The organism is Microbacterium caowuchunii, from assembly GCF_008727755.1.
GTDB lineage: Bacteria > Actinomycetota > Actinomycetes > Actinomycetales > Microbacteriaceae > Microbacterium > Microbacterium caowuchunii.
The window spans coordinates 615,783-641,428 of the sequence record NZ_CP044231.1 but is presented as its reverse complement, the minus strand read 5'-3'; the positions used below and the strand labels follow the sequence as shown (position 1 = coordinate 641,428).

Genomic DNA, 25,646 nt, shown 5'->3' with positions numbered 1-25,646 from the left:
TGCTATGATCACTCCGAACACCGGTCAATGTCAAATGCACGTCCGATCGGCGGTGGACGCGACCCGGAGCGCAAGGAGGCACGAAGGTGGCGAGACGGAACGAGCACCATACGTCGGCGGCGTCGAAGCGCGCGATCCTCGAGGCGGTGCTGGAGCGGGCGCTCGAGGCGGGCTACGAAGGCACGACCATGGCCGACGTGGCGCGCGCCTCGAAACTGCCCATCGGGTCCGTCTACTGGCACTTTCAGAACAAGGAGCAGCTGTTCGTCGAGTTGCTCGACTACTGCTTCGACGTCTGGCAGCAGACGCACTCCACCATCACCGATGTCCGGGGGTTCCTGCGACGCACGATCGGCAGTTCGGCCGCCGCCTCGGCGACCTCGACCGACCCCGCAGCGGCGTTCTGGAGCATCGGCCTCGTCTTCGCGTTCGAGAGACGCCTGACCGATAATCTGGCCCGTCAGCGCTACCTCGGCATCCGCGAGGAGATGTTCCGATTCGTGGTGACGAGGTTGCAGGGCGCGTTCCCCGACGCACCGGAAGAGGTCGCCGCAGAGCTCGCCCGCGACCTCGCCACCCTCGGGCGCGCCCTGACCGACGGCTTCCGCGCCGCCGCGGCGGCCGGCGACGAGGTGGACCTCGCACGGTACGCCGACCTCGCCGCGGACGCGCTCGAATCCCTCGTTTCCGCTCGCCTGAAGGAGTACACGAATGTCTGAATCCCCCGCACCCGGATCCGAGAAGGTCGCCATCATCGTCGGCGCCGGCTCCGGTATCGGCGCCGCCTGTGTACGGGAGTTCGCGGCGAACGACTACCACGTCGTCGCCCTCTCCCCCTCCGGTCGCGGTCGGGAGCTGGCGGAGTCCCTGGGCGGCGCGGGTGTGGACGGGTCGAACACCGACGTCGACGACCTCCGCGCCACGGTAGACCTCGCGATCTCCCGGTTCGGACGCATCGACACGGTCGTCAACAGCAGCGGTCACGCCGCCCGTGGCCCTCTGCTGGACATCACGGATGAGGAGTGGCTCGCGGGCGTCGACCTCTACCTGCTGAACGTGGTGCGGATGGCGCGGCTCGCGACGCCACACCTGCTCGCTGCCGGCGGCGGAACCATCGTCAACGTGTCCACGGCGGGCGCCCTGGAGCCGTCCGCGTCGTTCCCCGTGTCGGTGACGCTTCGTGCCGCGCTCGCGTCGTTCACCAAGCTGTACGCGACCGAGTACGGCCCGCAGGGCATCCGCATGAACAACGTCCTCCCCGGCTTCACGAAGGACGACCCGGCATCCGTCCCGGCCGAGTGGACGACGGGCATTCCGCTGCGCCGCGCGCAGAGCACGGCCGAACTGGCTCGGGTCATCCGATTCCTCGCGAGCGACGAATCGGCCTACATCACCGGGCAGAACCTCCGCGCCGACGGCGGCGAGACCCGCTCGCTCTGACACCTGCTGAACGGGCACCGAGGGGGCGGCCCACCCGACGCGCCATGGGTCATTCCTCGTACGGGTAGTGGTACTCGAACCCCGGAACGGCCACCGGGTCGAGCACGAGGACCTCTCCCGGCTGGATCGCCTCGTAACCGCGGTGGCCGTTCATGAGCGGGATCGCGTTGCCGTTCGCGAAGCAGAATCGGTCGCCGATCGCCCACGGGGAATCGCCCGCGGCCACGGTGTACGCGGCGATGCGACCGTCCGCCGAGTAACCGACCTCGCCGACCGCGAACTCGCGCGGCCCCATGTCCACGAGGTCGGCCCCGAGGAGACGGACGTTCCAGGGCTCCCCGTCCTCCTTCGTGATGTTGATCCACGTCGTCGACACGCAATCGCCGGGGCCGCCCGCGGGGATCGCCACGCCCTCGCCGAGATCGACGTACCCGTCCGGCAGGTCGGGCATCGTGCTCGGGTCGGTCGCGGCGACAGCCTGCGGGGCGTCGAGCAGGAGCGCGGCGTTGCCGCCGACGGACTGCGCCGCGGCGACGACCGAGACCACCGCGGGGTATGCCGCGATGTCCGACCCCGCGCGTAGCGTCGACCGTGGTCGGGTGCCTACGCCGGCCAGGAGGAGGGCGTGATGGACTGGAAGATCGAGCTCATCTTCGTCCCGGTGAGCGATGTCGACCGGGCGAAGGACTTCTACCTGAAGATCGGTTTCCACGCCGACCACGACCAGGTGCCGTACGACGGACTCCGCTTCGTGCAGATGACTCCGCCCGGATCTGCGTGCTCCATCGCCTTCGGCGACGGACTCGGCATCACCCTCGAACCGGGTCGGCAGGACACGATCCAGGTCGTCGTTCCGGATGCGGATGCTGCCCTCGCACAGCTCCGCGAGGTGGACGTCGAGGCGAGGGGCGTCGACGAACAGGCCTGGGGCCGCTTCGTCACGTTCGACGATCCCGACGGGAACACCTGGACACTTCAGCAACTGCCGCGCCACAGCACGTCGGGCTGACCTGCAGAGACCCGGTGAGAGGCATGCGCGTCGGGCGTCACCGTTCGCGCCCCAGCCTCTCCCCCTCGCAGCGCGCGCCGCGGATCGATCCATGACCTCGGACTCGCCGGGCAGGATCATGATGGTCCGGGAGTCGCGCAGCAACGCAAAAACCCCCGGGATGCCCGGGGGTTTTCATCTGTAGCAGGAGCGGGGCTTGAACCCGCGACCTCACGATTATGAGTCGTGCGCTCTCACCAACTGAGCTACCCTGCCGCACGGCATCCGGGTTGTGACGGATACTGCGAGCCCCGAGTCAGGATTGAACTGACGACCCCTTCCTTACCATGGAAGTGCTCTGCCACTGAGCTATCGGGGCGATACCCGGACCGGAATCCGGGCAACCAGAAAAGAATATCAGAGCTTGAGGCCCCCGTGAAACCAGGGCTCTCAGCCGCCCGCGTGAGTGCGCAACCAGGACAGCGGGTCGATGGGGGTGGTGCCGTTCTGGAGGAGTTCGAAGTGCAGGTGCGCGCCGAACGAATGACCGGTGTCGCCCACCAAGCCGAGCATCTGCCCCACCTTCACGGTATCCCCCGTCTTCACCTGCAGGGAGCCGTACTGCATGTGACCGTACCGCGAAGAGATGAGCTCGCCGTCGATGATGTGGTCGACGATCACCATCACGCCGTACCCGCCGCCGCTCTCGGTTGCGATGCGCACGGTACCGTCGGCGATCGACTGGACGTGGGCTCCGGCGCCCGGGGTGAAGTCGAGCCCGTTGTGCATGGTCCCGCTCCGCGTGCCGAAGCCGTAGCTGATCGAGACCCCCACGGCGAACGGCCACTGGATGGCGGCGTTCGCGTTGTTGCTGAAGAAGTTCGAGTAGTGGCTGATCCCTTCAGCGGCCGCGATCTGCGCGGTCGAGGCGGTCGAGTACACGCTCCGGTCCAGGGCGAGCGTCTGCGCATCCGCGGGAGCGACGTACGCCTGGATCTCGTCCTTCGAGACCGACGGCGAGGAGGTGGACGTCAGCGCGAGGTCGGAGGTGGCGACGCGCGTGCCGGCACCCGAGACCGCTTCGGCGGGGGTGGTCATCCCGATCGCGAGCAGTCCCACGATGCCCATCGCGCCGACCGAGGCGGAGGCTGCCGTCACCCGCTTGAATGATGAGCCGGCGAAACGCCGCTTGCGGGGCTGATCGGCAACCGTCAAGGTCACCTCGGATACCGGAAGCTCCTCCTCGATCGCCGCGGCCGCGACCTGGATCGGGGTCTCTCCGGTGAACGAGAAGAGTTTGGCGGCGGCCTCGAACTCGTCGACGACCGTGTGCGCGACGTCCTCGTCGGCGAGCACCGCGTCGGTGAAGACCTCATCAGCGGTCGCGACGTGCAGTTCGGCCGTCCCTGCGGCGTCGCCCGCGTCACCGGCCACGGCGACCTCGACGAGGTCGACGACGGGGAGTTCCGCAGGAGCATCGTCGATGGCGCTGAGGGCCACGTCGATGGGCGTCGCGTCGGGGACGGACCCCGCGGCGGACTTGGCGGTCTCGGCGGCCACCGCGGCGGCTGCTGCCCGCCGGAGGCTCTGCTCGCGCGCCTGCTTGCGCGTCAGGGGGACCATACCCGTCGCCGGCGCGGGCGTGTCAGGGCGATCGAGCGGAAGGGCTGCGACCGAGCGCGCCTCGGCGGCACCCGTCTCCTCCGTCGGCTTCACGTCGTTGCGGGCGCTCCACACCGTGGCGGGAAGCGATCCGGACGTGCGGGTACGACGCTCGGCGGGTTTCACCATGACTTCGGGCTTCCGCGCCGGGGCCTGGGGCGCGGCCTGGCGCCGGCTGGAGCGTCGCGTGAGAGCGGTCTCAGCCTGGGGATTATCGGGTGTCAACGGGTAGTGTGCCTCGGTCAGGTCGCATCGGGTTGCGACGTGGTCATCACGAAGAGGTGCTCAACTCCGCCGAACGGGTGACGAAGATAACGAATTCATAAACCCTACCTCCGGAGTCCTGAGAAAGCCATGCACGGGACTCATTTGTCGGCAACGGAGACTCCATCTCCCCCGGGAAAGCCACTCAGTTCGAGAGGAGATCCGTCAGCCGACGGAAGAACTCCGGCGCCGCGGCGACGGTCATCTCCCGCCCGGCGCGCTCTCCGGAATACCCCCCGGTCATCCCTCCGGCCTCCTCGACGATGAGGGTACCGGCGGCGAGGTCCCACGGGTGGAGCCCTCGTTCGTAGTACGCGTCCAGACGGCCGGCCGCGACCCCGACGAGGTCGAGCGACGCTGCGCCGATGCGACGGATGTCACGAGCGAGCGGCATGACGCTGGACAGGCGGGCGAGGTCTCCGGCATGGGTCTCCGGGTCGTAGCCGAAGCCCGTCGCGATGAGCGCCCCCGCGGGCGAAGGCTCCGCGACGGCCAGTCGGCGATCCCCCTCGATCGCGGAGTGCAGCCGTGCCCCCTCACCGCGGGCCGCCACGAACAGCTCATTGACGGCGGGGTTGAAGACCGCGCCGGCGAGGGCCGTCCACTCGGCGGGATCGGCCGTCCCCTGGACCGCAGCGATGCTCACGGCGTAAGCGGGGATCCCGTAGGCGTAGTTCACCGTCCCGTCGATCGGGTCGACGACCCAGGTCACACCGCTCTTGGACGTCCCCTCGCCCGACTCCTCACCGAGGAATCCGTCTCCGGGGCGGGCGGTGGCGAGGCGATCGCGGATCAGTTCCTCGACCTCGCGGTCGGCGTCCGTGACGATGTCGGCCAGGGCGGACTTCGTGGCCGCGATGTGCACCCCCTCACGCCGACGCTGAGCGGCCAGCGCACCGGCCTCCCGGGCGATCTCGATGGCGAGGGACTGCAGCTCCAGCGGCGTGGTCATGTCCCCACGCTACTCCGGGCTCGGCGCCGTCCGAGCGCTCACCGGGGAGGCAGCGGAGGCGGCGGGGGGAACCCCTGGTATCCGGCGGGCGGCTGCGCCGGCTGCGTCACGGCCGGCTCCGACGGGGTGATCTGCGGGCCCTGCTGCTGCGGATGCTGCTGCTGCTGCGGCTGCGCCGCCTGCGGAGGGTATGCCGTCGGGTGCCCGGTGTAGTAGGCACCCCAGTCCGGCGATCCGTCCGGCATCATCGGCAGCGGCGTGACACCGTCCGCGTAGGTGGGCCACGCCTGGAGCGGCGGAGCAGACGGAGCGGGCGACGGCGCCGCCGGACGCGGGCGCTTCGGGGCGAAGAGTGCGTTCACAAGCGGGAGCAGTGCGGTGCCGACCGCGGCGAGGATCGTGATCGCGACGACGATGCGCCAGTAGATGTCGTGGAAGCCGATCCATTCGTTGAGCATGAGCGGCAGCACGAGCAGTACCGCGAGGACGACCACGAGACCGATCGTCGCGTACCCGACGATGCGGTTGAACGACGACGGTGAGCGGTCGATGGCCTTGCTGTAGAGCCGGACGTGCAGAACGGCGAGCTGCAGGATCAGCACGATCAGCAGGAACGACAGGAACCGCGTCACGCCGACGGCCGAGTAGCCGAAGGCCCGCTCCGGCATCCAGACGAGGAAAGCGCCGATGAGCAGCGCGACGATCCAGCTGCCCATGCTGGCAAGGGTGAACCACGCCGGCCGGCGGGGCGCGAGGTGCGTGTCGAGCAGCGTCACCCCGGCGAACGCGGCCAACAGCAGGATGGTGAGGAACGCACGGCCGACGAGCCCGTTCTGCTCTCCGACCAGCACCCACACGACGCTGACGAGCGCCGCGGCGATGAGCGCACCGATCGCCACCCAGATGGCGCTGCGGACGAGTCGCGCCTGGCGCGGATCGGATGAGGCGTTCGTCGGAGTGTTGCCCGGCTGGCTCATGGTGGTGCTCCCTCCGCGGGCGCATACCCGCCCTGTCATCCTGGCACGACGCCTCCCGTGCCGGGGAAGGCTTGTGGATGCGGCGCGGACCGTCCCGGCGCACCACGCGGCGGCCGTGCCGACCGGGGCGTGGACACCGAGCGTCATGCCGACAGCGAGGTCTCCTCTCGCCGCAGGCCCGGCACGGAGCCGACCGGCCGGTCACGCCGGAGCGCCATCACCACACCGACGGCGGCGAGGAGACCGGCGATCACCACCGCCCCGGCCGAGAGCGCGGTGACGCCCGAGGGCGCGTCGGCGCCCCCGACCAGGGCGCCCGCCACCGGCCCGACGGCGATGCCCATATTGAAGAGGACGACGACGCCCGCCCCGGCGAACGGCTTCGTCCGCTCGCTGGCCACGCGCATCAGAATGGTCTGCACGAGCGGGAACAACGCTCCGTTCGACACTCCCCAGAGGATCAGCGCGGCGATCATCACGGAGGTGCCGCCGCCGGGGAGGCAGAGGACGGCGAACGCGGCGCCGAACCCGGCCAGGAGGGCGGCGAGGGATGCGCGAGGGAACCGGTCCGCGACGAGCGCGGCGAGCACGACTCCCCCGAGTCCCGCCACACCATAGGAGAGCAGCAGGGCGGGCGCCCACTCCGCGGCGATCCCGGCGGCTGCCAGGTACGGGCGGATGTACGTGAAGGAGGCGTACTGGGCGGCGGCGAGGACGCCCATCGACAGCCCCAGGACGAGCACCGGCAGGAACGTGCGGTCCCGCCAGATGCGCCGGCGTCCGGGCCCGCGCGCCTCGCGTACCGCGTGGGAGGCCGGCATCGTGCCGATGATGAGGATGGACAGCACCAGCGCGACGGCCCCCAGCACGAGGAACGCCGACCGCCACCCGAACATCTGCGCGAGCAGTGTCGCCGCCGGGAGGGCCGCAGCCGACGCCGCGCTGCCGCCCGCGCTCACGATCGCGAGGCCCCGGCCGAGGTGGGCGGGCGCGAGCAGCGAACTGGCGTAGACCATCACGACCGACCAGAACACCCCGTGGGCGACGGCTCCGGCCAGACGCGCGACGATCACGAGCGAGTAGTCGGGCACCAGTCCGCTGACCATGTTCGCCACCGCGAAGACGGCCAGGGCCACACCGACCACGGCGCGACGATCCAGCCGGGCCAGGGCGGTCGACAACGGCAGACTCGTGAGGATCACGGTCGCCGCCCAGATCGAGATCAGGGTGCCGATCTGCTCCGGCGAGACCGAGAGGTCCGCGGCCATCTCCGGCATCAGCCCGGCGGGAAGCGCCTCCGCGGTGACGGTCACGAGGACACCCACCGCCAGCAGGAGCAGGGCACGGAGCGGGAGACGGTCGGACGGAGGGGATGCGGAAGGCGCGGCGGTGTGCATGTCAGCGCCCAGACTGTCGTATCCCTGTTACGAGCAGATTCCGGCGGGTGATTCTCTCTCGGCCGAGGTCAGCGCGGGTCAGCCGAGCGGGTGGAAGGCCGGCTCCGCGTCCCGCCGGAAGACGCCCACCGTGCCCGCAGGGATCTCCCTCCAGTGGCGGCGCGACCAGTGCAGTTCCAGCGGTTCGGACACCACGAGCTGGGCGCCCTCCGGGAGCCTCTCCGTGCGGCCCGGACCGACGTGCAGCGTCTCCGACCCGGTGCTGTGGAACAGCGAGGGCGCCGGGAGCTCGCCGGCATCCGGACTGACCCACCGCAGCACCACCAGTCGCTCACCGTCGGACGCACACATGGCACCGCGGAAGGGTTCGGTGATGCCGTGCGCCCGGCGAGCGGTCTCGACGCGCTCGACCATCCGCCTCAGTGCGGCGGCGGGATCCGCGGCCAGCCCGTACGTCAGGGCGAGGAAGAAGCACACCTCACTGTCGGTCGTGCCCTTGATGAAGGGGTAGAGCTCGGGGGCGACATCCATCGTCAGTTCACGCTTGAGGTCCCGGAACCCGCCGATCTCTCCGTTGTGCTGGAACATCCAGCCGGCATGCACGAAGGGGTGCGCGTTCTGTTCCGAGATCGTGCCCCCAGGGGCCGCCCGCACGTGGGCGAGGAAGCATCCGGACTCGATCTGCGCGGCGATGTGGCGAAGATTGTCGCTGTCCCATGCCGGCGTGATCTCCCGGAACTGGCCGAGCGTGCCGGCCCGTCCGGACCAGGCCAGCCCGAACCCGTCACCGTTCGTGGGGAAGGCGTGGTCCCGGAACTGCGAGGCCATCGCCGTCCCGGGCAAGTACAGCCGCCGGGCGAGCAGGCTCTGCGCGATGAGCGAGTGATCGGGGCGGACGAGGACGTCCTCGACGGGAATCGCGGCCCCGAGGTAGGCGATCCACCGGCACATGTCCGTCCTCCCTGTGCCGGCAGGGACGACACCGACCGACCTGCCGCCCATGCTGACAGGAGGATGCCGGGCTCACCAGGCCGATAGGTCCCGTAGTCGGAGCCGCGGCTCCGAAACGAAGAAGACCGCCGATCGGATCGGCGGTCTTCTCTCGAACAATGCTTGGTGTGGTGGCAGGTGAGGGATTCGAACCCCCGAATGCTGAGCAGTCTGATTTACAGTCAGATCCCTTTGGCCGCTTGGGTAACCTGCCAAGTGCGCGCCCGCCCGGCTTTAGCAGTCGAGCGGAGGCGCGATCCCCGATATTACCCGCTTCGCGCCCCGCATAGAAATCGGCCCGGCGCGCCGCGCATCAGGACCCGGCGCCGTCGGATTCCAGACCGGCCAGCGCGGACGGCAGCCGCAGCAGCGCGCCCTCGAATCGGCAGGTCGCGGCGGCGACTTCCATCGCCCGCTCGAGGAGCGTCGCCCACGCATCCTCGCTCGAGGGGTGCTCCACCAGGAGCGACGCCACGGCCGAGGAGAGCACCGCATCCCCCGCTCCCATCGTGTCGACCACGGCGGCCGGCGCCTCGGCGATGGGACGGGTCACGGACAGCGCGGCGGTCGAGACGCCCGCGCCACCCGGTCCGCGGGTTCCCAGTACCGCGGCTGCTCCGGCTGCGAGGAGCCGCTTTTGGAGCAGGTCCAGGGGCTCGCCGTAGAGGAGGGCCGCGTCGTCCTCGCCCACCTTGACGAGATCCGCCCCGGCGGCGAGGGCTTCGAAGCCGCGGACGAACCGCTCGCGGTCGTGCAGCATCCCGGCACGCGGGTTCGGGTCGATCGCCACCAGCCCGTCCGTACCGGCGAGCGCCGCGGCCAGTTCCTCCGTCTGCGCCTCGTCGTCGAAGGCGAAACAGCTGATCACGGTGATGGCAGCCGTCGCGATCGTACGGCGCTCCTCGTCACCGAAACGGATGCGCCGTGCGCGGGCGGCGTGGTTGAACTCGTACTCCGGTTCGCCGCCGGCATTGCGGATGCTGACGGCGCGCGCGGTGCCGAGCGGCGACGGGGTCGCCACCAACCGCACCCCGTAGTCGTCGAGGTAGGAACGGATGTGGATACCCGCCTCGTCGTCGCCGACCATCGCGATGAGCGTCGTCGGCAGCCCGAGCCGCGCGAGCCCCACCGCGACGTTGAGCGCCGCGCCGCCGACGAACTCCCGCGTACCCGTCGCATCCCGCAACTCATCGATCAGAGCGTCGCCGATGACGACGACAGGACCCGTCCCGGGCATGCTCACGCTCCCTCTCCTGCGCGCACGCGTTCCACGAACGCCTCCGCACGATGCTTGGTGCCGTCGATACGCCGATCGACGCTCGCCCGGATCTCGCCCGGCGCCAGCGGCGCCGCGATCCGTACGTTCTCGTGGCAGGACAGGTCGGCGCACATGTACGTGCCGACGCTGTCGCCGTGGTCGCCCGCCGCCCCGGCCTTGCGCGCGGTGAAGAGGGTCACCTGGTCGGCGGGCTGGGTGGTGTGGCAGACGTTGCACATCGCCGACCGCGCACGGCTCGATCCCTCCGCAGCGCGCAGGACGACGCCCACCGGCTCCCCGTCGGGCTCGGCGACGAGATATGCGCGCCCCCGGCTGCGCGGATCGCGCCAGGCGAAGAAGTCCTGGTGATCCCAATCCGTCAGGGCCAGATCATGGGGCATGGCGACGTGACGGAGTTCCTCCGCCTCCGCGTTCACGAGCGCAGCCCGCAATTGGTCCTCGGTGAGTGCCCGCATCCGCACATTCTATGAAGACGCTCCGGATGCGGCGAGCCCGCCACGACGGCGGGCGTCCCAGTAGAATCGCGGCATGGCTGACTCCAGTTTCGACATCGTCTCCAAGATCGACCAGCAGGAGACCGACAATGCGCTGAACCAGGCCCGCAAGGAGGTCGAGCAGCGATACGACTTCAAGGGCACCGGCGCCTCCATCGAATGGAGCGGCGAGTCGATCCTCATCAAGGCGAACAGCGAGGAGCGGGCGAAGGCGGTGCTCGACGTCTTCCAGACGAAGCTGATCAAGCGCGGCATCTCCCTGAAGAGCCTCGAGTCCGGTGAACCGACTGCCAGCGGCAAGGAATTCCGCATCGTCTCGACGATGAAGGAGGGCATCTCGCAGGAGATCGCGAAGAAGATCAACAAGATCATCCGCGATGAGGGCCCCAAGTCCGTCAAGTCGCAGATCCAGGGCGACGAGCTGCGCGTGCAGTCGAAGAACCGCGATGACCTGCAGGAGGTCATCCGTCTGTTGAAGGCCGCCGACTTGGACGTGGACCTGCAGTTCGTGAACTACCGCTGAGCACCGCTCACGGAGAGAGCCCCGATGCCGATGGCACCGGGGCTCTTCCCATCTCGCGGCATATCCGGGGGGCGGGAACCGCGACTAGGTCCATTGAAGCCGAAGTGGCGCCCGCGCGCCGTCCCCTCTTCGGGGGACATTGATGAGAAAGGTCTCACGCCACTGTGTCGGCGAGCGACTCCACTTCGGCGACGATCCGCGGGTGGGCGAGGATCCGGAAGTGCCCGCCTGTCTCCAGCTGCACGTTCTTGGCACCGGCGAGCGCACTGCCCTCCGGGATGTGCGGGTCGAAACGACTGTAGATCGAGACGATGCGAGCATTGACGCCGGTCTCCGCGGCCAGCGCGAGGATCGTGCGGTCCTGCGGGGAGAAGCTGCGCAGAGACCGCATGATCATGTAACGCGCGTAGACGGATCCGCCGAACGGCGCAGCAACCGCGACCATGCACCGGACACGGTCCCCGGCCGGCCCGAGCGCCATGACGTGCTTGCCGATGAGACCGCCCTTGCTGTGCGCGACGATCAGCACGTCGCGCAGGTCCTGCGCGACCAGGTAGTCACTCACGAGTGCCGCGCCCGCATCCACCGGCATGCGGTTGTCGTGGAGCGGGTCGACGATGTGCACCGGATGACCCCGCTCGTGCAGGGCGGCGATGAGCGGATGCAGGAACTGCCACGTCTCGTACACACCGGGAACCACGACGATCGGCTGCCGATCACCATTCCGGAAGCTTCCCGGGTCGGTGCGGTCGAAGGCCGCACGGACCTGCCAGAGACCGGCGTACAGGTAGTCCGCCGCCCACCATCGCAGCCGGCGCAACGGCTCGGTCATGGCGCGAGCACGAAGGCGCGGAGCGCCGATGCGACGGCCCTCGGCGCTCCCCAGTGCACGATGTGCGGGCGGCCGGGGACCTCCACGAGGCGGCCCGCCCCGGCCGCATCCCGCAGGCGACGGCACCACTGCCGCGTCGCGACCGGATCAGCGCCCCCGCGGATGATCAGAAGCGGGGCGGACAGCTCGGCGACCCGGCGCTCGATCGGGTACGTCAGCATCGGTCCCAGCTGCCGCAGGTACCACCGAGGCCCGCAGCGGACGTAGTCCGTGAACACGATCGCGTTGGCCGCAGGGGGCTCCCCGCACGAGTCCAGACCAAGAGCGAGAGCCTGTACCGACCCGTTGCGCCGGCGATCATCGGTGACCGGACCGATCACCACCACGTGGGAGACGAGATCGGGGCGCGCGGCGCCGAGTTCCACGACCCATTGCGATCCCATCGAGTGCCCCACAGCCACGACCGGCTCTGATCCGAGCAGAACCACCACGCCCCCGAGCGCCGCCGCCATCTCCTCGACCGGCACCTCCCGCCGAGGCTTCGGCGTGCCCCCGAAGCCCGGCATGTCGAGCGAGTGCACGGTGGCCCGCTGAGCCAGCACGGCATGCAGGCGGCGAAGGTAACGATGCGACATACCGATCCCGTGCACGAGCACGTAGACGGCCGCCGGATCCGGATGGACCGAGGAATGAATGCGGAAAGTGAGCCCCGCCACTTCTGCCGTACGCGCCGCCACCATCCCTTGATCCTGGGGCATCGGAGTCCGGATCCGCTGAGGTGTGCGCCCCGCGCGCATTCGTGATACCGGCACGTCCTTGCCCGAGTCGAACGGTCGCGCGGTCGGTGTCTGTGCGGTCGAGGTCAACGGAACCGCGCGGCCGTCCAGTCCCGGGTCACCGCGAACGCGTGCTCTCGTGGTGCGGACGCCGACAGGAACACGTCGTGGATCGCGCCGGGGATGCGCGCCACCGTGACCAGCGGCCCGAGCCGGAGCGCAGCCCGGGCGATCTCGTCGACCACGAGCACGGAATCCGTCTCGGTCATCGCCGGGACCCACCGCAACGGCGAGCTCGAACGAGCCGAGAGCAGGACGAGGGCCGGGCATCCGACGTCGATGCCCGCTGCCACCGTCGCATGCCCGGTCAGGACCGCGTTGAACCATCCTGGATGCGTCGGGAAGCCCTGCGCGGGACGCCACAGCTCGCGGTACTCCGGCGTGGGGATCGCCCCGAGCTCGATCTGCGCGCGCGTGTAGAAGCCGAGATCGACGACGGGATGCTGACCGAGCGGCTGGAACCGGGCGCGCGCGAGCACCAGCGGCGCGATCGCTTGGCGGGCGAGCGGACCGATCTGGAGTTCGAGCCACGGGCTGTTCAGCACGAGCGCGGACGCGCGTCCGGGATGACGCGCGGCCCACAGCGAGAGGGTGAGACCGCCGGTGGAGTGGCCGACCAGGACGAGCCGCCGGCCCCGCTTCTCACCCTGGCCCATCGCCGCCAGCGCCAATTCGATGTCCTCGTCGTACTCCTCGAGCGAGTCCGCATAGCCGGGCACCTCGCCGGGCAGGGTGCTGCGGCCGTAACGATGCAGATCCAGCGCGTAGAACCGCGCGCCGAGATCCGTCCAGAATCGGGCGAGCTCGCGCTGGAAGAAGTAGTCCGACCAGCCGTGCACGTAGAGCACGTCGACGTCACGCAGGGGTTTCGTCCACGCGACCAGCGGATTCGGCGCACTCCGGACGAGCGTCGCAACGAGCGGGCCGTTCTCCCCCGGCTGCACCAGCGGGAGCGTCCGCTGCTCGAACCCCGCGCCCAGGATGTCCGGACCCCAGCCGTCGCTCATGTCGCAAGCGTATCGGCCGAGGCATCCGTGCCCGCCCGGAGGCCGGGCGATGCGCTACTCGCCGCGCGAGACCTTCACCATCTCGTCCCGCGGGACGACCTTGATACGAGCACGCTCGTGCGGCGCGCCGAGGGCGACCTCGTGCTCGTCCAGCCGGTGCCAGCCGTCGAGGTCGGTCCACCGGACGCCCCGTTCGGCCAGCAGAGCCGGGATGGCCTCCTCGGAGGGGTCCTCCGGCTGCCACCAGGAGCCCTGGTCGTTGATGACGTGGCGCACCGTCTCCATCGCATCGGACTTGGTGTGGCCGATCAGGCCCACCGGTCCGCGCTTGATCCATCCCGTGGCGTAGATTCCGGGGACGATCTCGTTGGAGTCCGACTGCAGCGCCTGACCCTCGTGGTTCGGGATCACGCCGTGCCGCTCATCGAAGGGGACGCCCGGCAGGGGCGAACCGAAGTAGCCGACCGCCCGGTAGAGCTGCTGCACCGGCACCTCGCGCAGCTCGCCGGTGCCGACGACGCCGCCCTGTCCGTCCGGGCGCGTCCGCTCGTAGACGAGAGCCGCGACCCGGCCGTCCGCATCCTTCTTCACCTCGACGGGCTTCGCCCAGAAGTGCAGGTGCAGGCGGCGGGACGCCTCGCCGCCGGCGTTGTTGACGCCGGGGCGCTTGCGCCAGGACTGGAGAACGCGGTCGATGACCATGATCTGCTTGTTGCTGGCGATCGCGGCGCGCGTCGCGTCGTCGTAGTCGAAGTCCTCGTCGTACACGACCATGTCGACGTCGCGCAGTTCGCCCAGCTCGCGCAACTCCAGGGGCGTGAACTTCACCTGGGCGGGGCCGCGGCGGCCGAACACGTGCACGTCAGTGACCTGGGAGGCCGCGAGTCCCTCGTAGACGTTCTGCGGGATCTCCGTGGGGAGCAGGTCCACGGCGTGCTTGGCCAGCATGCGGGCGATATCGAGCGCGACGTTGCCGTTCCCGATGACCGCGACCGACTCCGCATCCAGCGGCCAGGTGCGCGGCACGTCGGGGTGCCCGTCGAACCAGCTCACGAAGTCCGCCGCGCCGAACGAACCCTCGGCGTCGATGCCGGGGATGTCCAGGTTCGCGTCGCGGATGGCGCCGGTGGAGAAGATGACCGCGTTGTAGTGCTTCTTGAGGTCGTCCAGGGTGATGTCGACCCCGAACCGCACGTTGCCGAACAGCCGGATGTCACCGCGGTCGAGCACGTCGCGCAGCGCCGTGATGATCCCCTTGATGCGGGGGTGGTCGGGCGCCACACCGTACCGGACCAGCCCGTACGGGGCGGGCAGTTGCTCGAAGAGGTCGATCGACACGTCGAACGCGCGCTCCGCCTTCAGCAGGATGTCCGCCGCGTAGATGCCGGCGGGTCCTGCGCCGACGATGGCCAGCCTGAGCTTGGTCATGGGAGTCCTTTCCTGGATGCCGCGGGCATGCGACGCACCACGCGGCCGATGTGTCCGGGGTCAGCTGCTGCGGTCGGTGACCGCATCCGCGAAACGCACGAGCGCCTCGCGGACGGGTCCGGACGGCAGGGGCGCGAGGGCCGCCACCGCCTCAGCAGACCATGCCTGTGCCAGCCGCACGGTCTCGGCGGTGGCGTCGTGTTCACGGAGGTCGGCGAGCGGAGCGTCGAGGAGCGCCGGGTCGGCACCATCCGCGATCCGCGCGACGCCCTCGTCGATACGGGACAGCAGGGCCGCAGAGGCCGCGTCCTGCCGCGCCGCGAGAAGGAGGTACGGCATGGTGGGCACGCCCGCGCGCAGATCTGTCCCGGGGACCTTGCCCGTCTCGGCGGGGTCTGCGGAGAGATCGATGACGTCATCGAGCAGCTGGAAGGCGACGCCGATCTTCTCACCGAAGACCAGCACCGGTTCCCGGTACTCCGCCGGGGCGTTGGAGAACAGCACGCCGGCCTGCGCGGCCGCTGCGATCAGCGACCCCGTCTTGTCGGCCAGGACCTGCAGATAGAACGCGACGCGGTCCTCGCCCTCTGCCGGACCGACCGTCTCGTGCAGCTGGCCGAGCACCAGACGCTCGAAGGTGTCGGCCTGCAGCTGGATGGCGCGCTCGCCGATCCGCGCCATGATCTGGCTGGCCCGCGCGAACAGCAGGTCTCCGGTGAGGATGGCGACGTTGTTCCCCCACACCGCGTGGGCCGCGGGCACACCACGACGCTTGTCCGCGCCGTCCATGACGTCGTCGTGGTAGAGCGATCCGAGGTGGGTCAGCTCGAGCGCCGCGGCGCCCTCGATCACCTCGGGGGTGACGCCTTCGCCCAGCTGCGAGGTGAGCAGCGTGAGCATGGGGCGGACCCGCTTGCCGCCCGCCTCGTACAGGTAGCGGCTGGCGGCATCCGCGATGGAGTCGGCCGCACGCAGCTCCTCGCCCATCTTCGTCTCGACACGTGCCAGACCGTCCTCGACGGTCTTCAGCATGCGCCGTGAGGCAGGACCGGCGAAGACGCGCTCGGTCAGGCCGAGGCGGCTCGCGAGGTGCGCACCAGGCGCGGAAGGGCTCCGTGTCACCATGCCAGCCTACCCGTGGTGCCGCACCCCGGTCGGCGCGGATGCGAAGGCACCGCCCGCACAGGGCATGAGCCGGGCGTCAGGCCTGCGGCGCCCGAGCGCGGTGCAGCGCGACGATGCCGAACGTGAGGTCCCGGTAGGCCACGTCGGTCCACCCCGCCTCGCGTAGCCACGTGCTCAGTGTGCGCTGATCCGGCCAGTCCTTGATCGACTCGTTGAGGTAGTCGTACGCCTCCGCGTTGGAGCTGACACCCTTCGCCACGATGGGCAGCACTCGGTCGTTGTAGAAGCGGTAGACGCCCGCGAACAGCGGATGCTGCGGGTGCGAGAACTCGCAGATCACCAGGCGTCCGCCGGGCTTGGTGACCCGGCGCATCTCGGCGAGCGCCGCGCGCGGATCGTTGACGTTGCGGAGGCCGAAGGAGATCGTGACGGTGTCGAACTCGGCGTCGCCGAAGGGCAGCGCCGTGGCATCCGCCTCCACGAAGGACAGCCCGGGGACGTCACCGTGGCGACGGGCGCCCTCCGCGATCATCCCGGGGGAGAAGTCCGCCGCGACCACCTCGGCGCCGCTTCGGGCCAGGGCGACCGAGCTGGCCCCGGTGCCGGCCGCGAGATCGAGGATGCGCTGGCCGGGACGCGGGGCGACCGCCCGCGTCGTCGCGATGCGCCAGAGCTTGTCGTTGCCGAGGCTCAGCACCGTGTTCGTGCGGTCGTAGTTCTGCGCGACCTGGTCGAACATGCCGCTGACGCGCTGGGGATCCTTGCCGAGGTCGGCGCGATTGTGCTGTTCGCTCACCCGCCCAGCCTAAGCCGTGCCGCCTCCGGCCGGTGCGGGCCGGCGCACCGTACCGCCGCGGCGGCGCTCACAGCGCGGCGAGTCGGCCGAGCCAGTGCGCGGCCGTGGCGTCGTCGAAAGGGGCCTCGAAGGCCCCCACGCGCCGTTCCAGATCCACCGCCAGCGCCTCCAGCCGGGCGACCACGTCGAGCGGATACCCGTACCGGACGCGGTGCTCGTCCCACTCGTCCTCGTCGTCGATGAACAGTCCGCGTTCGTCGAGCGCCTGGACGACGTCGAGGTCCATGTCGATGCCCTCCAGCACGTCGCGCTCCGTCTCCGACCAGCGCACGTCCCAGGCGATGTCGATGTACACACGCACCCGGGGATGCGTGGCGTTCACGGTGCAGGCGTAGGTGCCCTCCGGGGGCACCAGGGTGACGTTCGGACCGGTGGTGATGATCTCCCGCCCCGGCCGCACGGAGCGCCATCCGGCCTGCTGTCCCACCCAGTCGCCCCACCGGTCGCTGCCGAGGTAGACGCATTCGTGGATCCAGTGCGGGGCGCCGTCCCATTTCCGCCATCGGAACGTCACCGGCGTCCCGGCGGGCGGGCGGACGGATGCGGACGCGGCCTCTGTCACGCCACGAGTCTAGGCTTGTCTGGTGACCCGATCAGATCTTTCCGCCCTGCTGGTCGAGACCCGCGAGATCGATCCGATCGAAGACCTCCTCGCCTACACCGACGCCGGGCATCCGCTGGTCTGGCAGCGCCGAGGCGAGGGCATGGTCGGCTTCGGCGCCGCCCTCACCCTCACGGCGGAGGACGACATCGCCGCGACCTGGCGCGAGGTCGCCGCGGCGGCCGTCGTCGACGACCCGCTGCACATCCCGGGCACCGGTCTGGTCGGTTTCGGAGCCCTCGCCTTCGATCCGCGGTCCTCGCGTGCCAGCACCATCGTGATCCCGGAGCTCATCCTGGGCCGGCGCCACGGCCGCTCCTGGATCACCACCATCCGCACCGCCGACGGACCCGTCCCGCGGCCACAGATGACGCCGTACGGAACGCACTGGTCCGCCACCCTGGGTCCCGGCGCACTCACCCCCGAGGGGTACGTCGCCGCCGTGCGCGGCGGCCTGGAAGCGATCTCGGCCGGAGAAGTGAGCAAGGTCGTCCTCGCTCGCGACCTCGTCGGCACGGCTCCTGCCGGCGCGGACCTGCGCCGGCTCGTGCGCGCCCTCGCGTCCGGATACCCGGACACGTGGGCCTTCGCCGTCGACGGGCTGATCGGGGCGAGCCCGGAGACCCTGATCACGGTCGAGGGCGGCGTCGTCACCGCGCGTGTGCTCGCCGGCACCGCCGCCCGCGGGGCGGACCCGGATGCGGACACCGCCGCTTCCCTCGCCCTGGCCACGAGCCCGAAGGACCAGGACGAGCACCAGTTCGCCGTGCGGAGCGTGCTCGCCTCGCTGCGCCCGCATACGAGCGCCCTGCGTGCCAGCGAACAGCCGTTCACCCTGAAGCTCCCGAACGTGTGGCACCTCGCCACGGACGTCGAGGGACGCCTCTCGGACGCCGCATCCGCCCTGGACCTCGTCGCGGCACTGCATCCCACCGCCGCCGTGGCGGGCACGCCCACGCCCCGAGCACGCGAACTGATCCGGCGTCTCGAGCCCTTCGACCGCGGCCGGTACGCCGGGCCGGTCGGCTGGATCGATGCGGCGGGCTCGGGCGAATGGGCGATCGCGCTGCGGTGCGCCCAGTTCGACCCCGGGGCATCCGAGGACCCGATCCCCCTCACCGCCTACGCGGGGGCCGGGATCGTGGCCGGCAGCGATCCGGAGTCCGAGCTGTTGGAGACCCGGGTGAAGTTCCGCCCGATCGTCGACGCCCTCGCCTGACCCCGCACCCCGCACCCCGGCCCGTCGCGCCGCCCGTCCCGGCCCGTCCCGTCCCGTCGCGCCGCCCGTCCCGTCCCGCGTCTTCTTCCCGCGAGACTGCATGGTGGCCACGAGACGGACGCAGCCACGCGCTGTCTCGTGCGGAGGATGCAGTCTCGCGGGGAGGGCGGGCCTCAGCGCTGGAGGGGAACCTCGATCAGCTGGCGCCCGCCGGCGGGCGAGGTCAGCGCCTGGTCGAGCGCCGCCCGGGTGGTGATCCGCTGGTACTCCCAGCCGTAGGCGAGCGCCAGGTGCTCGAGCCGGGCGGAGTGCGGCGTGTACAGCACGCGCTCCATGGCCTCCGGACCCGCCACCTGCGCAACCTCGAGCCCGTCGAAGATCGTGCCGCCGCCGTCGTTGCCGACGATCACCTGGATGCGGGGCTCGTCCTCGGCAGCAGGGAACAGGAGCGCCCCCACGTCGTGCAGCAGAGTCAGGTCGCCCAGCAGCACGCGGGTCATGCCGGCGCGACCGCCGGACTGGCTCGCGATCGCCACCCCGAGCGCGGTGGACACCGTCCCATCGATTCCCGCGAGACCGCGGTTCGCGTGGACCGGCACCTTCTTCCCGCCGAGCACCCGGTCCGCCACCCGCACGAGCCGCGACGACCCGAAGACCAGGCGGTCGTGCGGCCACGTCGCGCGCCACACCGCGTCCACGAGCACGTCCCGATCGAGGGGTGCACGGAGGACGTCGAGCTCGGCGGAGATCGCCCCCAGGCGCTGGGCGGGGACGACGGAGGCGAGCCCCTGGGCGTCCGGCGCGGGCGGGCTGAGGTCCACGGCGGCCGCGCGCGACGCCTGCATCCACTCCCCCAGCCACTCCCGGTCCGCCGGACCGGTCCCGACGGCGATCTCGTCGACCGCGGTCGACGCGCCGTTCAGGTTGAGCGGCTCGCCGGGGCCGCGCCGGGCGATCACCTCGACGTCGGTGCGGGACAAAAGGGCCGTCACCTCACGGCTGAGCGTCGGATGCCCCAGCACCACCGCGCGCTGCACGCGTCCACCGAGGGCCGGATCCGCGAGCAGTTCCCGGTAGCCGTGGATGAGGTTCCGACCGAAACGGGCACCGCTGACGATCTCCGCGATCAGCGGCCATCCGCCCTCGTGGGCGATCCGCTCGGCGTCCGGGCCGGCTCCGGCCCCGGCGATCACGACCGTGCGCGGGCCGCGCTCCAGCACGGTCGGATCCTCCGCATCCGGGGGCACGTCGGACTCCCCGATCCCGCCGCCGCCCTGGTAGAGCGCACCGGACAGAGCGGCTTCGTCCTCTGCGGGCGCGGCGGGATCGGCCTGGTCCTGAACCGCGGGCACCGCCGCAGCCGCCGGCACCGCCCACGGCGGGAGGGCGCCGGCCAGCGGCTCCCGGAACGGCAGGTTCAGATGCACCGGGCCGGCCGGTCGCGCGCCGCATCCGAGGGCGGCATCGAGGGCCTCGTCGGCGAGACGCCGCATCATGACGCTCTGCGCCCCCGTGCCGTCCGGATCCAGCTCGTCCGGCACGGGCGCATCCGCCTCGAAGCGCGTCGCGGCGGCGAACAGTCCCGGTTGGCGGGTGGTCTGGTTCGCTCCCACGCCCCGCAGCTCGGGCGGGCGGTCCGCGGTGAGGAGGAGGAGCGGGACGGCGGAGTGGTGCGCCTCCAGCACGGCCGGCAGGAGGTTCGCGACCGCCGTCCCGGAAGTGCAGACCACGACGGCCGGGAGACCCGATTCGCGCCCGATGCCCAGCGCCGTGAAACCGGCGACGCGCTCATCGATGCGCACGTGCACGCGGAGCGCGCCCTGGTGCTCCAGTTCGGCGGCCGCGAGGGCGAGCGCCTGGGAACGGGAACCGGGGCTCAGCACGATCTCCGTGACGCCGCGCTCGAGCAGCCGTTGAAGCAGGGCCGCAGCCGCATCCGTCGCCGGTGCACGCCCGGCGGTGTCGCTGCCGCTCATCTCAGCTGGTGCGGGTGTCGTCGTCGTCCGCGGGACGATGCGGCGCTGTGGGCCCCGCATCCGGGTCCTCTTCCGCGTCGAGCTGAGCGAGCTCCTCCTCCAGACGACGGATGCGCTCGTCCTGGTCGCTGATGGACCCGATCGTGCGCAGGAACTGCGGGTCATCGTCCGGCGCACGGCGCACGGGCGCCGCGGACCGGCGGCCACGGCCGACCACGAACCAGAGCAGTCCGCCGACCACGGGCAGCAGGATGACGATGGCCATCCAGGCGCCCTTGCTGACGCCCCGGTGCCTCGTCGCCGGCTGCAGCGCGCAATCGACCACGCTGTAGACCCAGAGGACGACGGCCACCAGCGCAAGAATGAGCAGGAGCCTCGCCATGCCCCCATCCTAGGCCGACTCGCGGGGACTCGGGCGGCCACCGCCACCCACACAGCACACGCACGGCCACACAGCAGCCGACCGTAGGATGAGGGACGTGAAAGCCCGTCCCGCGATCGTCTACTCGGTGCTGCGCATCCTCGCGTTCCTGGTCCCCTTCGGCATCCTGATGCTCTTCCCGATCTTCCGGGAGCTGTACTGGCTGGCCGCCGTGTTCGCCGCCCTCATCGGTCTGAGCCTGTCGCTGCTGTTCCTGCGTCGACCGCTCGCCGAGGCGACCGCCGATCTCGGGAACCGCCGCACTCCGCGCCGCCCGGCGGCAGAGGTGGACGCGGAGGCCGAGGACAGCGCCACCGACGAACCGGGCGCCGCGTCCGCCGGCGAGCCCCGCTGAGAATCCGCCCTCGGGACGATCAGACGGCCGTTCGCCGTGAGCGCGCCTGCCCTGAAGGCACCGCGCGTCGGCCGGTGACGGTGCGGGGACGCGTCAGCCGATGAAGGCCCAGAAGAGCAGCGCGCCGTACGCGAGGGACGCGAACGACGTCAGGCTCAGCGCCACCACGAGCTCGCGCGGCTTGCCGAACGTCCACACGATGAGGATGGCGGGAAGCGCGAGCAGCAGAGCCATGAGGGCGAGCCAGGCGATCGGGTAGACCAGGGCGAGGAAGCTCGAGATGGCGAACGGCACGAGGACGAAGATCGTGAACAGCGCCTGCGTGCCGCGCTTGCCGATCAGGACGCTGAGCGTGCGCTTGCCGGCTGCCCGGTCCTGATCGATGTCGCGCAGGTTGTTGGCCAGGAGCACCGCGCAGGCGAGGAGCCCCGCCGCGACCGCGCCGAACCATGCCTCCTGCGGCACCGCCTGCACCTGGATCCACGTCGTGCCGATCGTCGCGACCAGCCCGAAGAAGACGAAGACGAACACCTCGCCCAGCGCGTTGTAGCCGTAGGGCTTCTTGCCCCCGGTGTAGAACCACGCCGCGACGATGCACACCGCCCCGATGGGGATCAGGTACCACTGCTGCGTGCGGATGGTCAGCGCCAGTCCGGCGAGCGCGGCGAGGCCGAGGAAGGCGAAGGACACCGCGAGCACGGTGCGCGGGCGCGCCTTGCCCGCGCCGGTGAGACGGGCCGGCCCCATCCGGAAGTCGTCGGTACCGCGCACACCGTCGCTGTAATCGTTGGCGTAGTTGACGCCGATCTGCAGGAGGACGGCGACCGCCAGGCAGCCGAGGGCGAGCAGCCAGTGGAACTCGTCGTCGACGAGCCGGGCGGCTCCGGTGCCGATCAGGACGGGGGTTATCGCCAGGGGCAGCGTGCGCAGTCGTGCGGCGCCGATCCAGTCGCCGAGGGTCGCACGGGTGCGGGTGCGGGGGTCACGCGGGGCCTGCGCCCGCTGCGGATTGCCGCGGGGCTGAGGTCGCTTGGATCCCGTTCCGGAACGCTTCTTGGTCTTGCCTGCCACGGGGAGCAATCTTAGGCCCCTCGGTCCGCCCCCTCCGCCGCGAGGCGGCGGAGGGCCACCCGATCGGGCTTGCCACTGGGCAGCGCGGGCAGGTCGTCGACCCGGAGGATCCGGGTCGGGCGCGCCGGGGCGCCGAGTTCCCGCGCGACCGCGCTGCGGACCGCATCCAAGAGCCCGGGATCAGCGGCGCGGTCATCCGCGCGCGCCGGGAGCACCACCACGGACGCCTGACCCCAGCGCTCGTCCGCGACACCCACGACCACGGCGTCGACGAGCCCCGGGAGCGCCCGCACCACGCGCTCCACCCGGTCGAGCGAGACGTTGACGCCGCCCGAGATGATCACGTTGTCGATGCGGCCGGTCACCCGCAGCACGCCGTCCGTGATCTCCCCCGCGTCGCCGGTGCGGTACCAGCGGGTCCCTTCGGCGTCACGCACGAACACGGCGTCGGTCCGCTCCGGTTCGCCCAGGTACCCCTCGGCGAGGACGGGGCCGGTCAGCTGCACCTCGCCGCGCTCGATCCGCATCCGCACGCCGTCCAGCGGCACGCCGTCATAGACGCACCCGCCGCTCGTCTCGGTCGAGCCGTAGGTGCGCACGACATGTACGCCGAGTTCCGCGGCCCGCACGCGCGCCGGTTCCGGGAGCGCCTGCCCGCCGATGAGGAACGCCCGGAACGACCGGAGCGCCCACAGCACCTCCGCGTCGTCCGCCGCCTCGATGAGCCGGATGAACTGCGCAGGCACGAGCGACGTGTACGTCGGCACCCGTTCGCCGCCGACGCTCGAGGCCATCAACCGCGCCGCCGACGCGAAGGACTGCGCCGTGAACCGCCCCTCCAGCACCGCCGGTTCACGCCCCGACATGAGCGAACGCACGAGCACCTGCAGCCCCGCGACGTAGCTCGGCTGCACGGCCAGGAGCCACGTCCCCTCCCCCACGCGCGCGCTCGTCGCGAACGCACTGGCCAGCAGCGCGTTGCGTGAGAGCACGACGCCCTTGGGCACACCGGTCGATCCGGAGGTCGTCACCACGGCCGCCGTCCCCGCGGGGACGTCAACCGGTTCCGTGGACCCGAGCAGCACGGCCGGTCCCGGCCCCTCGATCGCGCGGCGGAGGGCGCGCAGCACGTCGCGCGCGCTCTGCCCCTCGGGCGGGACGGCCCTCAGTAGTGCCACGGGTAGGGCGACCAGTCCGGCTCGCGCTTCTCGAGGAACGAGTCGCGCCCCTCGACCGCCTCGTCGGTGCCGTAGGCGAGACGCGTCGCCTCGCCGGCGAACACCTGCTGGCCGACGAGGCCGTCGTCGACGGCGTTGAAGGCGTACTTGAGCATCCGAATGGCGGTCGGCGACTTCGTCAGGATGGTGCGGGCCATCGCGATCGCCTCCCGCTCGAGCTCGGCGTGCGGCACGACCCGGTTCACGGTGCCGATCTCGTAGGCACGCTGAGCGGAGTACTCCTCGGCGAGGAAGAAGACCTCGCGGGCGATCTTCTGGCCGGTCTGGCGCGCCATGTACGCCGACCCGTATCCCGCGTCGAAGGATCCGACATCCGCATCCGTCTGCTTGAACCTGCCGTGCTCCGCCGAGGCGATGGAGAGGTCGCAGACGATGTGCAGCGAGTGACCACCGCCCGCCGCCCAGCCCGGGATCACCGCGATGACCACCTTCGGCATGAAGCGGATGAGGCGCTGCACTTCGAGGATGTGGAGACGCCCCGCCCGTGCGGGGTCCTGAACGGCGGTCTCGTCCTCGGAGTACTTGTACCCATCGCGGCCACGGATGCGCTGGTCCCCTCCCGAGCAGAACGCCCAGCCGCCGTCCTTCGGGCTGGGGCCGTTGCCGGTGAGCAGGACCACCCCCACCCGGGGGTTCTGCCGTGCGGCGTCCAGCGCCCGGTACAGCTCATCGACCGTGTGGGGGCGGAAGGCGTTGCGCACCTCCGGCCGGTCGAACGCGATCCGGGCGATCCGGCCATCGAGCGACAGGTGGGAGGTGATGTCGGTGAACCGCTCCGCCCCGGGCGCGACCTCCCAGACGGTCTCGTCGAAGATCTCCGAGACGCTCATGCGCGCCCTCCGTTCTTGTCGTCGCGCCAGCGCAGCCAGTTGCGCACGGCGTCGTAGTCGTAGTCGGGCCCGGAGAAGCCGAGCGTGAACAGGCGCGTCCCGGCCGCGTGGAGCGCGTCCGCATCCGCCGTCCCGCGGCCCTTCAGATCGTTGGAGACGGTCAGACCGGAGACGTCGGTGCCCTCCGTCTCCGCCCAGCGCTCGATGACGCCCAGCTTGTGGGCCACCTCGTCCGGGGACACGAAGCTGTGCCAGATGTCGGCGTGGCGTGCGACGATGCGCAGGGTCTTCTGCTCCCCCTTGCCTCCGATGAGCACCGGGATGCGGCGGGTGGGCGCGGGGTTCAGCTTCGCCCAGCGGGCGGTCACCCGGTCGAGTCCCGCGGCGAGGTCGTTCAGGCGGGATCCGGCGGTACCGAACTCGTACCCGTATTCGTCGTAGTCCCGCTGGAACCAGCCCGAGCCGGTACCGAACACGAAGCGCCCGACGCCGCCCTTGGCGCTGATGTGGTCGATCGTGCGGGCCATGTCCGCCTGCAGGTCCGGGTTGCGGTAGCTGTTGCAGTTCACCAGGGCACCGAACTCGACCCGTTCGGTCTGCTCCGCCCATGCCGCGAGCATGGTCCACGACTCGAAGTGCGCGCCGTCCGGGTCTCCGTGCAGCGGGAAGAAGTGGTCCCAGTTGAACAGCAGATCCACCCCCATGTCCTCGAGACGCAGGACCGCGTCGCGCAGCTGCTCGTAGGAGACCTGCTGGGGTTCGAGCTGGACGCCGAGGCGCACCGGGGTGTCGAGAAGAGGCATACCGCCAGCCTATGACCGGGGACGACGGTGCCGTCTGTCGCGCCGCGCCCGTTCCGCCCGGCGCCCGGGTGCAGGATGGGGG

The 25,646-nt window shown here is 70.8% G+C and carries 27 protein-coding genes and 3 tRNA genes; 6 read left to right on the top strand and 24 right to left on the bottom strand.

Features of this window, described 5'->3' with window-relative positions:
* Window positions 1-86: 86 nt before the first annotated feature.
* Both F6J84_RS03005 and F6J84_RS03000 read left to right on the top strand, forming a co-directional pair.
* Complete coding sequence (locus F6J84_RS03005) at window positions 87-719, top strand: TetR/AcrR family transcriptional regulator (RefSeq protein ID WP_150971268.1); 633 nt, start codon at window positions 87-89, stop codon at window positions 717-719.
* The gene (locus tag F6J84_RS03000; RefSeq protein ID WP_150971266.1) at window positions 712-1,440 is read left to right on the top strand and encodes an SDR family oxidoreductase; all 729 of its coding nucleotides are present in this window, start codon (window positions 712-714) and stop codon (window positions 1,438-1,440) included. Before F6J84_RS03005 ends, F6J84_RS03000 begins: the two co-directional genes overlap by 8 nt.
* A gap of 49 nt (window positions 1,441-1,489) precedes the next feature.
* Here the strand turns inward: F6J84_RS03000 and F6J84_RS02995 are convergent, their stop codons facing one another.
* On the bottom strand, window positions 1,490-1,987 hold the full coding sequence (locus tag F6J84_RS02995) for a LysM peptidoglycan-binding domain-containing protein (RefSeq protein ID WP_150971264.1): 498 nt from the start codon (window positions 1,985-1,987) through the stop codon (window positions 1,490-1,492).
* An 81-nt stretch (window positions 1,988-2,068) separates the two neighbouring features.
* Between F6J84_RS02995 and F6J84_RS02990 the strand changes: the two genes are divergently transcribed.
* Window positions 2,069-2,449, top strand: a complete 381-nt coding sequence (locus tag F6J84_RS02990; protein ID WP_150971262.1) for a VOC family protein — start codon at window positions 2,069-2,071, stop codon at window positions 2,447-2,449.
* Between the two features lie 181 nt (window positions 2,450-2,630).
* Here F6J84_RS02990 and F6J84_RS02985 read toward each other — a convergent pair.
* From F6J84_RS02985 to F6J84_RS02940, 10 genes are all read right to left on the bottom strand, one after another.
* Window positions 2,631-2,704: transfer RNA gene (locus F6J84_RS02985), tRNA-Met, on the bottom strand.
* A gap of 31 nt (window positions 2,705-2,735) precedes the next feature.
* Window positions 2,736-2,807 (bottom strand) — tRNA-Thr (locus tag F6J84_RS02980).
* A 71-nt stretch (window positions 2,808-2,878) separates the two neighbouring features.
* The gene (locus F6J84_RS02975; protein ID WP_150971260.1) at window positions 2,879-4,219 is read right to left on the bottom strand and encodes a M23 family metallopeptidase; all 1,341 of its coding nucleotides are present in this window, start codon (window positions 4,217-4,219) and stop codon (window positions 2,879-2,881) included.
* A gap of 280 nt (window positions 4,220-4,499) precedes the next feature.
* Window positions 4,500-5,306 (bottom strand): inositol monophosphatase family protein, encoded by an 807-nt coding sequence (locus F6J84_RS02970; protein ID WP_150971258.1) that lies wholly within the window; start codon window positions 5,304-5,306, stop codon window positions 4,500-4,502.
* A 38-nt stretch (window positions 5,307-5,344) separates the two neighbouring features.
* Window positions 5,345-6,283 carry a hypothetical protein gene (locus tag F6J84_RS02965; protein ID WP_150971255.1) on the bottom strand — a complete coding sequence of 313 codons (939 nt, stop codon included), beginning with the start codon at window positions 6,281-6,283 and terminating at the stop codon, window positions 5,345-5,347.
* A 143-nt stretch (window positions 6,284-6,426) separates the two neighbouring features.
* Window positions 6,427-7,680, bottom strand: coding sequence for an MFS transporter (locus tag F6J84_RS02960; protein WP_150971253.1), 1,254 nt, complete (start codon window positions 7,678-7,680; stop codon window positions 6,427-6,429).
* A 78-nt stretch (window positions 7,681-7,758) separates the two neighbouring features.
* On the bottom strand, window positions 7,759-8,631 hold the full coding sequence (locus F6J84_RS02955) for a class II glutamine amidotransferase (protein WP_150971251.1): 873 nt from the start codon (window positions 8,629-8,631) through the stop codon (window positions 7,759-7,761).
* A 168-nt stretch (window positions 8,632-8,799) separates the two neighbouring features.
* Window positions 8,800-8,884, bottom strand: a tRNA-Tyr gene (locus tag F6J84_RS02950).
* Window positions 8,885-8,983: 99 nt separating this feature from the next.
* The gene (locus F6J84_RS02945) at window positions 8,984-9,907 is read right to left on the bottom strand and encodes a PfkB family carbohydrate kinase (protein ID WP_150971249.1); all 924 of its coding nucleotides are present in this window, start codon (window positions 9,905-9,907) and stop codon (window positions 8,984-8,986) included.
* Window positions 9,908-9,909: 2 nt separating this feature from the next.
* Window positions 9,910-10,404 carry an FBP domain-containing protein gene (locus F6J84_RS02940; protein ID WP_150971247.1) on the bottom strand — a complete coding sequence of 165 codons (495 nt, stop codon included), beginning with the start codon at window positions 10,402-10,404 and terminating at the stop codon, window positions 9,910-9,912.
* A 73-nt stretch (window positions 10,405-10,477) separates the two neighbouring features.
* Here F6J84_RS02940 and F6J84_RS02935 point away from each other — a divergent pair, with 73 nt between their 5' ends.
* Window positions 10,478-10,966: a YajQ family cyclic di-GMP-binding protein gene (locus F6J84_RS02935; protein ID WP_150971245.1), complete on the top strand. Its 489-nt coding sequence runs from the start codon at window positions 10,478-10,480 to the stop codon at window positions 10,964-10,966.
* Between the two features lie 154 nt (window positions 10,967-11,120).
* Here the strand turns inward: F6J84_RS02935 and F6J84_RS02930 are convergent, their stop codons facing one another.
* The 7 genes from F6J84_RS02930 to F6J84_RS02900 all read right to left on the bottom strand — a co-directional run bounded on the left by F6J84_RS02930 (window position 11,121) and on the right by F6J84_RS02900 (window position 17,612).
* Complete coding sequence (locus F6J84_RS02930; protein ID WP_150971243.1) at window positions 11,121-11,798, bottom strand: esterase/lipase family protein; 678 nt, start codon at window positions 11,796-11,798, stop codon at window positions 11,121-11,123.
* Window positions 11,795-12,538, bottom strand: coding sequence for an alpha/beta fold hydrolase (locus tag F6J84_RS02925; protein WP_238702575.1), 744 nt, complete (start codon window positions 12,536-12,538; stop codon window positions 11,795-11,797). The genes F6J84_RS02930 and F6J84_RS02925 overlap by 4 nt, the downstream gene beginning before the upstream one ends.
* 122 nt (window positions 12,539-12,660) lie before the next feature.
* The gene (locus tag F6J84_RS02920) at window positions 12,661-13,641 is read right to left on the bottom strand and encodes an alpha/beta hydrolase (protein ID WP_150971239.1); all 981 of its coding nucleotides are present in this window, start codon (window positions 13,639-13,641) and stop codon (window positions 12,661-12,663) included.
* Window positions 13,642-13,695: 54 nt separating this feature from the next.
* Entirely contained in the window at window positions 13,696-15,069 is a 1,374-nt protein-coding gene (locus tag F6J84_RS02915; protein ID WP_150971237.1) for an FAD-dependent oxidoreductase, read from the bottom strand.
* 60 nt (window positions 15,070-15,129) lie between these two features.
* Window positions 15,130-16,194, bottom strand: coding sequence for a polyprenyl synthetase family protein (locus F6J84_RS02910; protein WP_150971235.1), 1,065 nt, complete (start codon window positions 16,192-16,194; stop codon window positions 15,130-15,132).
* A 76-nt stretch (window positions 16,195-16,270) separates the two neighbouring features.
* Window positions 16,271-16,990: a demethylmenaquinone methyltransferase gene (locus tag F6J84_RS02905; RefSeq protein WP_150971233.1), complete on the bottom strand. Its 720-nt coding sequence runs from the start codon at window positions 16,988-16,990 to the stop codon at window positions 16,271-16,273.
* Window positions 16,991-17,057: 67 nt separating this feature from the next.
* Window positions 17,058-17,612 (bottom strand): DUF402 domain-containing protein, encoded by a 555-nt coding sequence (locus F6J84_RS02900; RefSeq protein ID WP_150971231.1) that lies wholly within the window; start codon window positions 17,610-17,612, stop codon window positions 17,058-17,060.
* Window positions 17,613-17,634: 22 nt separating this feature from the next.
* Here F6J84_RS02900 and F6J84_RS02895 point away from each other — a divergent pair, with 22 nt between their 5' ends.
* Window positions 17,635-18,870, top strand: a complete 1,236-nt coding sequence (locus F6J84_RS02895; protein ID WP_150971229.1) for an isochorismate synthase — start codon at window positions 17,635-17,637, stop codon at window positions 18,868-18,870.
* 173 nt (window positions 18,871-19,043) lie between these two features.
* Here F6J84_RS02895 and menD read toward each other — a convergent pair whose 3' ends face one another.
* Together menD and F6J84_RS02885 are read right to left on the bottom strand one after the other, a co-directional pair.
* Complete coding sequence (gene menD, locus F6J84_RS02890) at window positions 19,044-20,846, bottom strand: 2-succinyl-5-enolpyruvyl-6-hydroxy-3-cyclohexene-1-carboxylic-acid synthase (protein WP_150971227.1); 1,803 nt, start codon at window positions 20,844-20,846, stop codon at window positions 19,044-19,046.
* Window position 20,847: 1 nt separating this feature from the next.
* Window positions 20,848-21,228 carry a PLDc N-terminal domain-containing protein gene (locus F6J84_RS02885; protein ID WP_150971225.1) on the bottom strand — a complete coding sequence of 127 codons (381 nt, stop codon included), beginning with the start codon at window positions 21,226-21,228 and terminating at the stop codon, window positions 20,848-20,850.
* An 88-nt stretch (window positions 21,229-21,316) separates the two neighbouring features.
* On the opposite strand from F6J84_RS02885, the gene F6J84_RS02880 reads away from it, so the two are divergent.
* On the top strand, window positions 21,317-21,622 hold the full coding sequence (locus F6J84_RS02880; protein WP_420846171.1) for a DUF4229 domain-containing protein: 306 nt from the start codon (window positions 21,317-21,319) through the stop codon (window positions 21,620-21,622).
* Between the two features lie 93 nt (window positions 21,623-21,715).
* Here F6J84_RS02880 and F6J84_RS02875 read toward each other — a convergent pair whose 3' ends face one another.
* From F6J84_RS02875 to F6J84_RS02860, 4 genes are read right to left on the bottom strand one after another with little or no spacing between them, the layout of a single operon-like run.
* Complete coding sequence (locus F6J84_RS02875) at window positions 21,716-22,693, bottom strand: 1,4-dihydroxy-2-naphthoate polyprenyltransferase (RefSeq protein ID WP_150971221.1); 978 nt, start codon at window positions 22,691-22,693, stop codon at window positions 21,716-21,718.
* An 11-nt stretch (window positions 22,694-22,704) separates the two neighbouring features.
* Window positions 22,705-23,862: an AMP-binding protein gene (locus F6J84_RS02870; protein ID WP_420846190.1), complete on the bottom strand. Its 1,158-nt coding sequence runs from the start codon at window positions 23,860-23,862 to the stop codon at window positions 22,705-22,707.
* A complete protein-coding gene (locus F6J84_RS02865) occupies window positions 23,859-24,761 on the bottom strand; it encodes a 1,4-dihydroxy-2-naphthoyl-CoA synthase (RefSeq protein WP_150971217.1) in 903 nt (300 codons plus the stop codon). The genes F6J84_RS02870 and F6J84_RS02865 overlap by 4 nt, the downstream gene beginning before the upstream one ends.
* Window positions 24,758-25,564, bottom strand: a complete 807-nt coding sequence (locus tag F6J84_RS02860; RefSeq protein WP_150893102.1) for an LLM class F420-dependent oxidoreductase — start codon at window positions 25,562-25,564, stop codon at window positions 24,758-24,760. The genes F6J84_RS02865 and F6J84_RS02860 overlap by 4 nt, the downstream gene beginning before the upstream one ends.
* Window positions 25,565-25,646 lie beyond the last annotated feature (82 nt).

Excerpts from the sequence above, each read along its gene's own strand:
- F6J84_RS03000 (WP_150971266.1), top strand. The coding sequence starts at position 712 with ATGTCTGAATCCCCCGCACCCGGATCCGAGAAGGTCGCCATCATCGTC.
- F6J84_RS02990 (WP_150971262.1), top strand. The coding sequence starts at position 2,069 with ATGGACTGGAAGATCGAGCTCATCTTCGTCCCGGTGAGCGATGTCGAC.
- F6J84_RS02975 (WP_150971260.1), bottom strand. The coding sequence starts at position 4,219 with ATGGTGAAACCCGCCGAGCGTCGTACCCGCACGTCCGGATCGCTTCCC.
- F6J84_RS02970 (WP_150971258.1), bottom strand. The coding sequence starts at position 5,306 with ATGACCACGCCGCTGGAGCTGCAGTCCCTCGCCATCGAGATCGCCCGG.
- F6J84_RS02965 (WP_150971255.1), bottom strand. The coding sequence starts at position 6,283 with ATGAGCCAGCCGGGCAACACTCCGACGAACGCCTCATCCGATCCGCGC.
- F6J84_RS02960 (WP_150971253.1), bottom strand. The coding sequence starts at position 7,680 with ATGCACACCGCCGCGCCTTCCGCATCCCCTCCGTCCGACCGTCTCCCG.
- F6J84_RS02955 (WP_150971251.1), bottom strand. The coding sequence starts at position 8,631 with ATGTGCCGGTGGATCGCCTACCTCGGGGCCGCGATTCCCGTCGAGGAC.
- F6J84_RS02945 (WP_150971249.1), bottom strand. The coding sequence starts at position 9,907 with ATGCCCGGGACGGGTCCTGTCGTCGTCATCGGCGACGCTCTGATCGAT.
- F6J84_RS02940 (WP_150971247.1), bottom strand. The coding sequence starts at position 10,404 with ATGCGGGCACTCACCGAGGACCAATTGCGGGCTGCGCTCGTGAACGCG.
- F6J84_RS02935 (WP_150971245.1), top strand. The coding sequence starts at position 10,478 with ATGGCTGACTCCAGTTTCGACATCGTCTCCAAGATCGACCAGCAGGAG.
- F6J84_RS02930 (WP_150971243.1), bottom strand. The coding sequence starts at position 11,798 with ATGACCGAGCCGTTGCGCCGGCTGCGATGGTGGGCGGCGGACTACCTG.
- F6J84_RS02925 (WP_238702575.1), bottom strand. The coding sequence starts at position 12,538 with ATGGTGGCGGCGCGTACGGCAGAAGTGGCGGGGCTCACTTTCCGCATT.
- F6J84_RS02920 (WP_150971239.1), bottom strand. The coding sequence starts at position 13,641 with ATGAGCGACGGCTGGGGTCCGGACATCCTGGGCGCGGGGTTCGAGCAG.
- F6J84_RS02915 (WP_150971237.1), bottom strand. The coding sequence starts at position 15,069 with ATGACCAAGCTCAGGCTGGCCATCGTCGGCGCAGGACCCGCCGGCATC.
- F6J84_RS02910 (WP_150971235.1), bottom strand. The coding sequence starts at position 16,194 with ATGGTGACACGGAGCCCTTCCGCGCCTGGTGCGCACCTCGCGAGCCGC.
- menD (WP_150971227.1), bottom strand. The coding sequence starts at position 20,846 with ATGAGCGGCAGCGACACCGCCGGGCGTGCACCGGCGACGGATGCGGCT.
- F6J84_RS02885 (WP_150971225.1), bottom strand. The coding sequence starts at position 21,228 with ATGGCGAGGCTCCTGCTCATTCTTGCGCTGGTGGCCGTCGTCCTCTGG.
- F6J84_RS02880 (WP_420846171.1), top strand. The coding sequence starts at position 21,317 with ATGAGGGACGTGAAAGCCCGTCCCGCGATCGTCTACTCGGTGCTGCGC.
- F6J84_RS02865 (WP_150971217.1), bottom strand. The coding sequence starts at position 24,761 with ATGAGCGTCTCGGAGATCTTCGACGAGACCGTCTGGGAGGTCGCGCCC.
- F6J84_RS02860 (WP_150893102.1), bottom strand. The coding sequence starts at position 25,564 with ATGCCTCTTCTCGACACCCCGGTGCGCCTCGGCGTCCAGCTCGAACCC.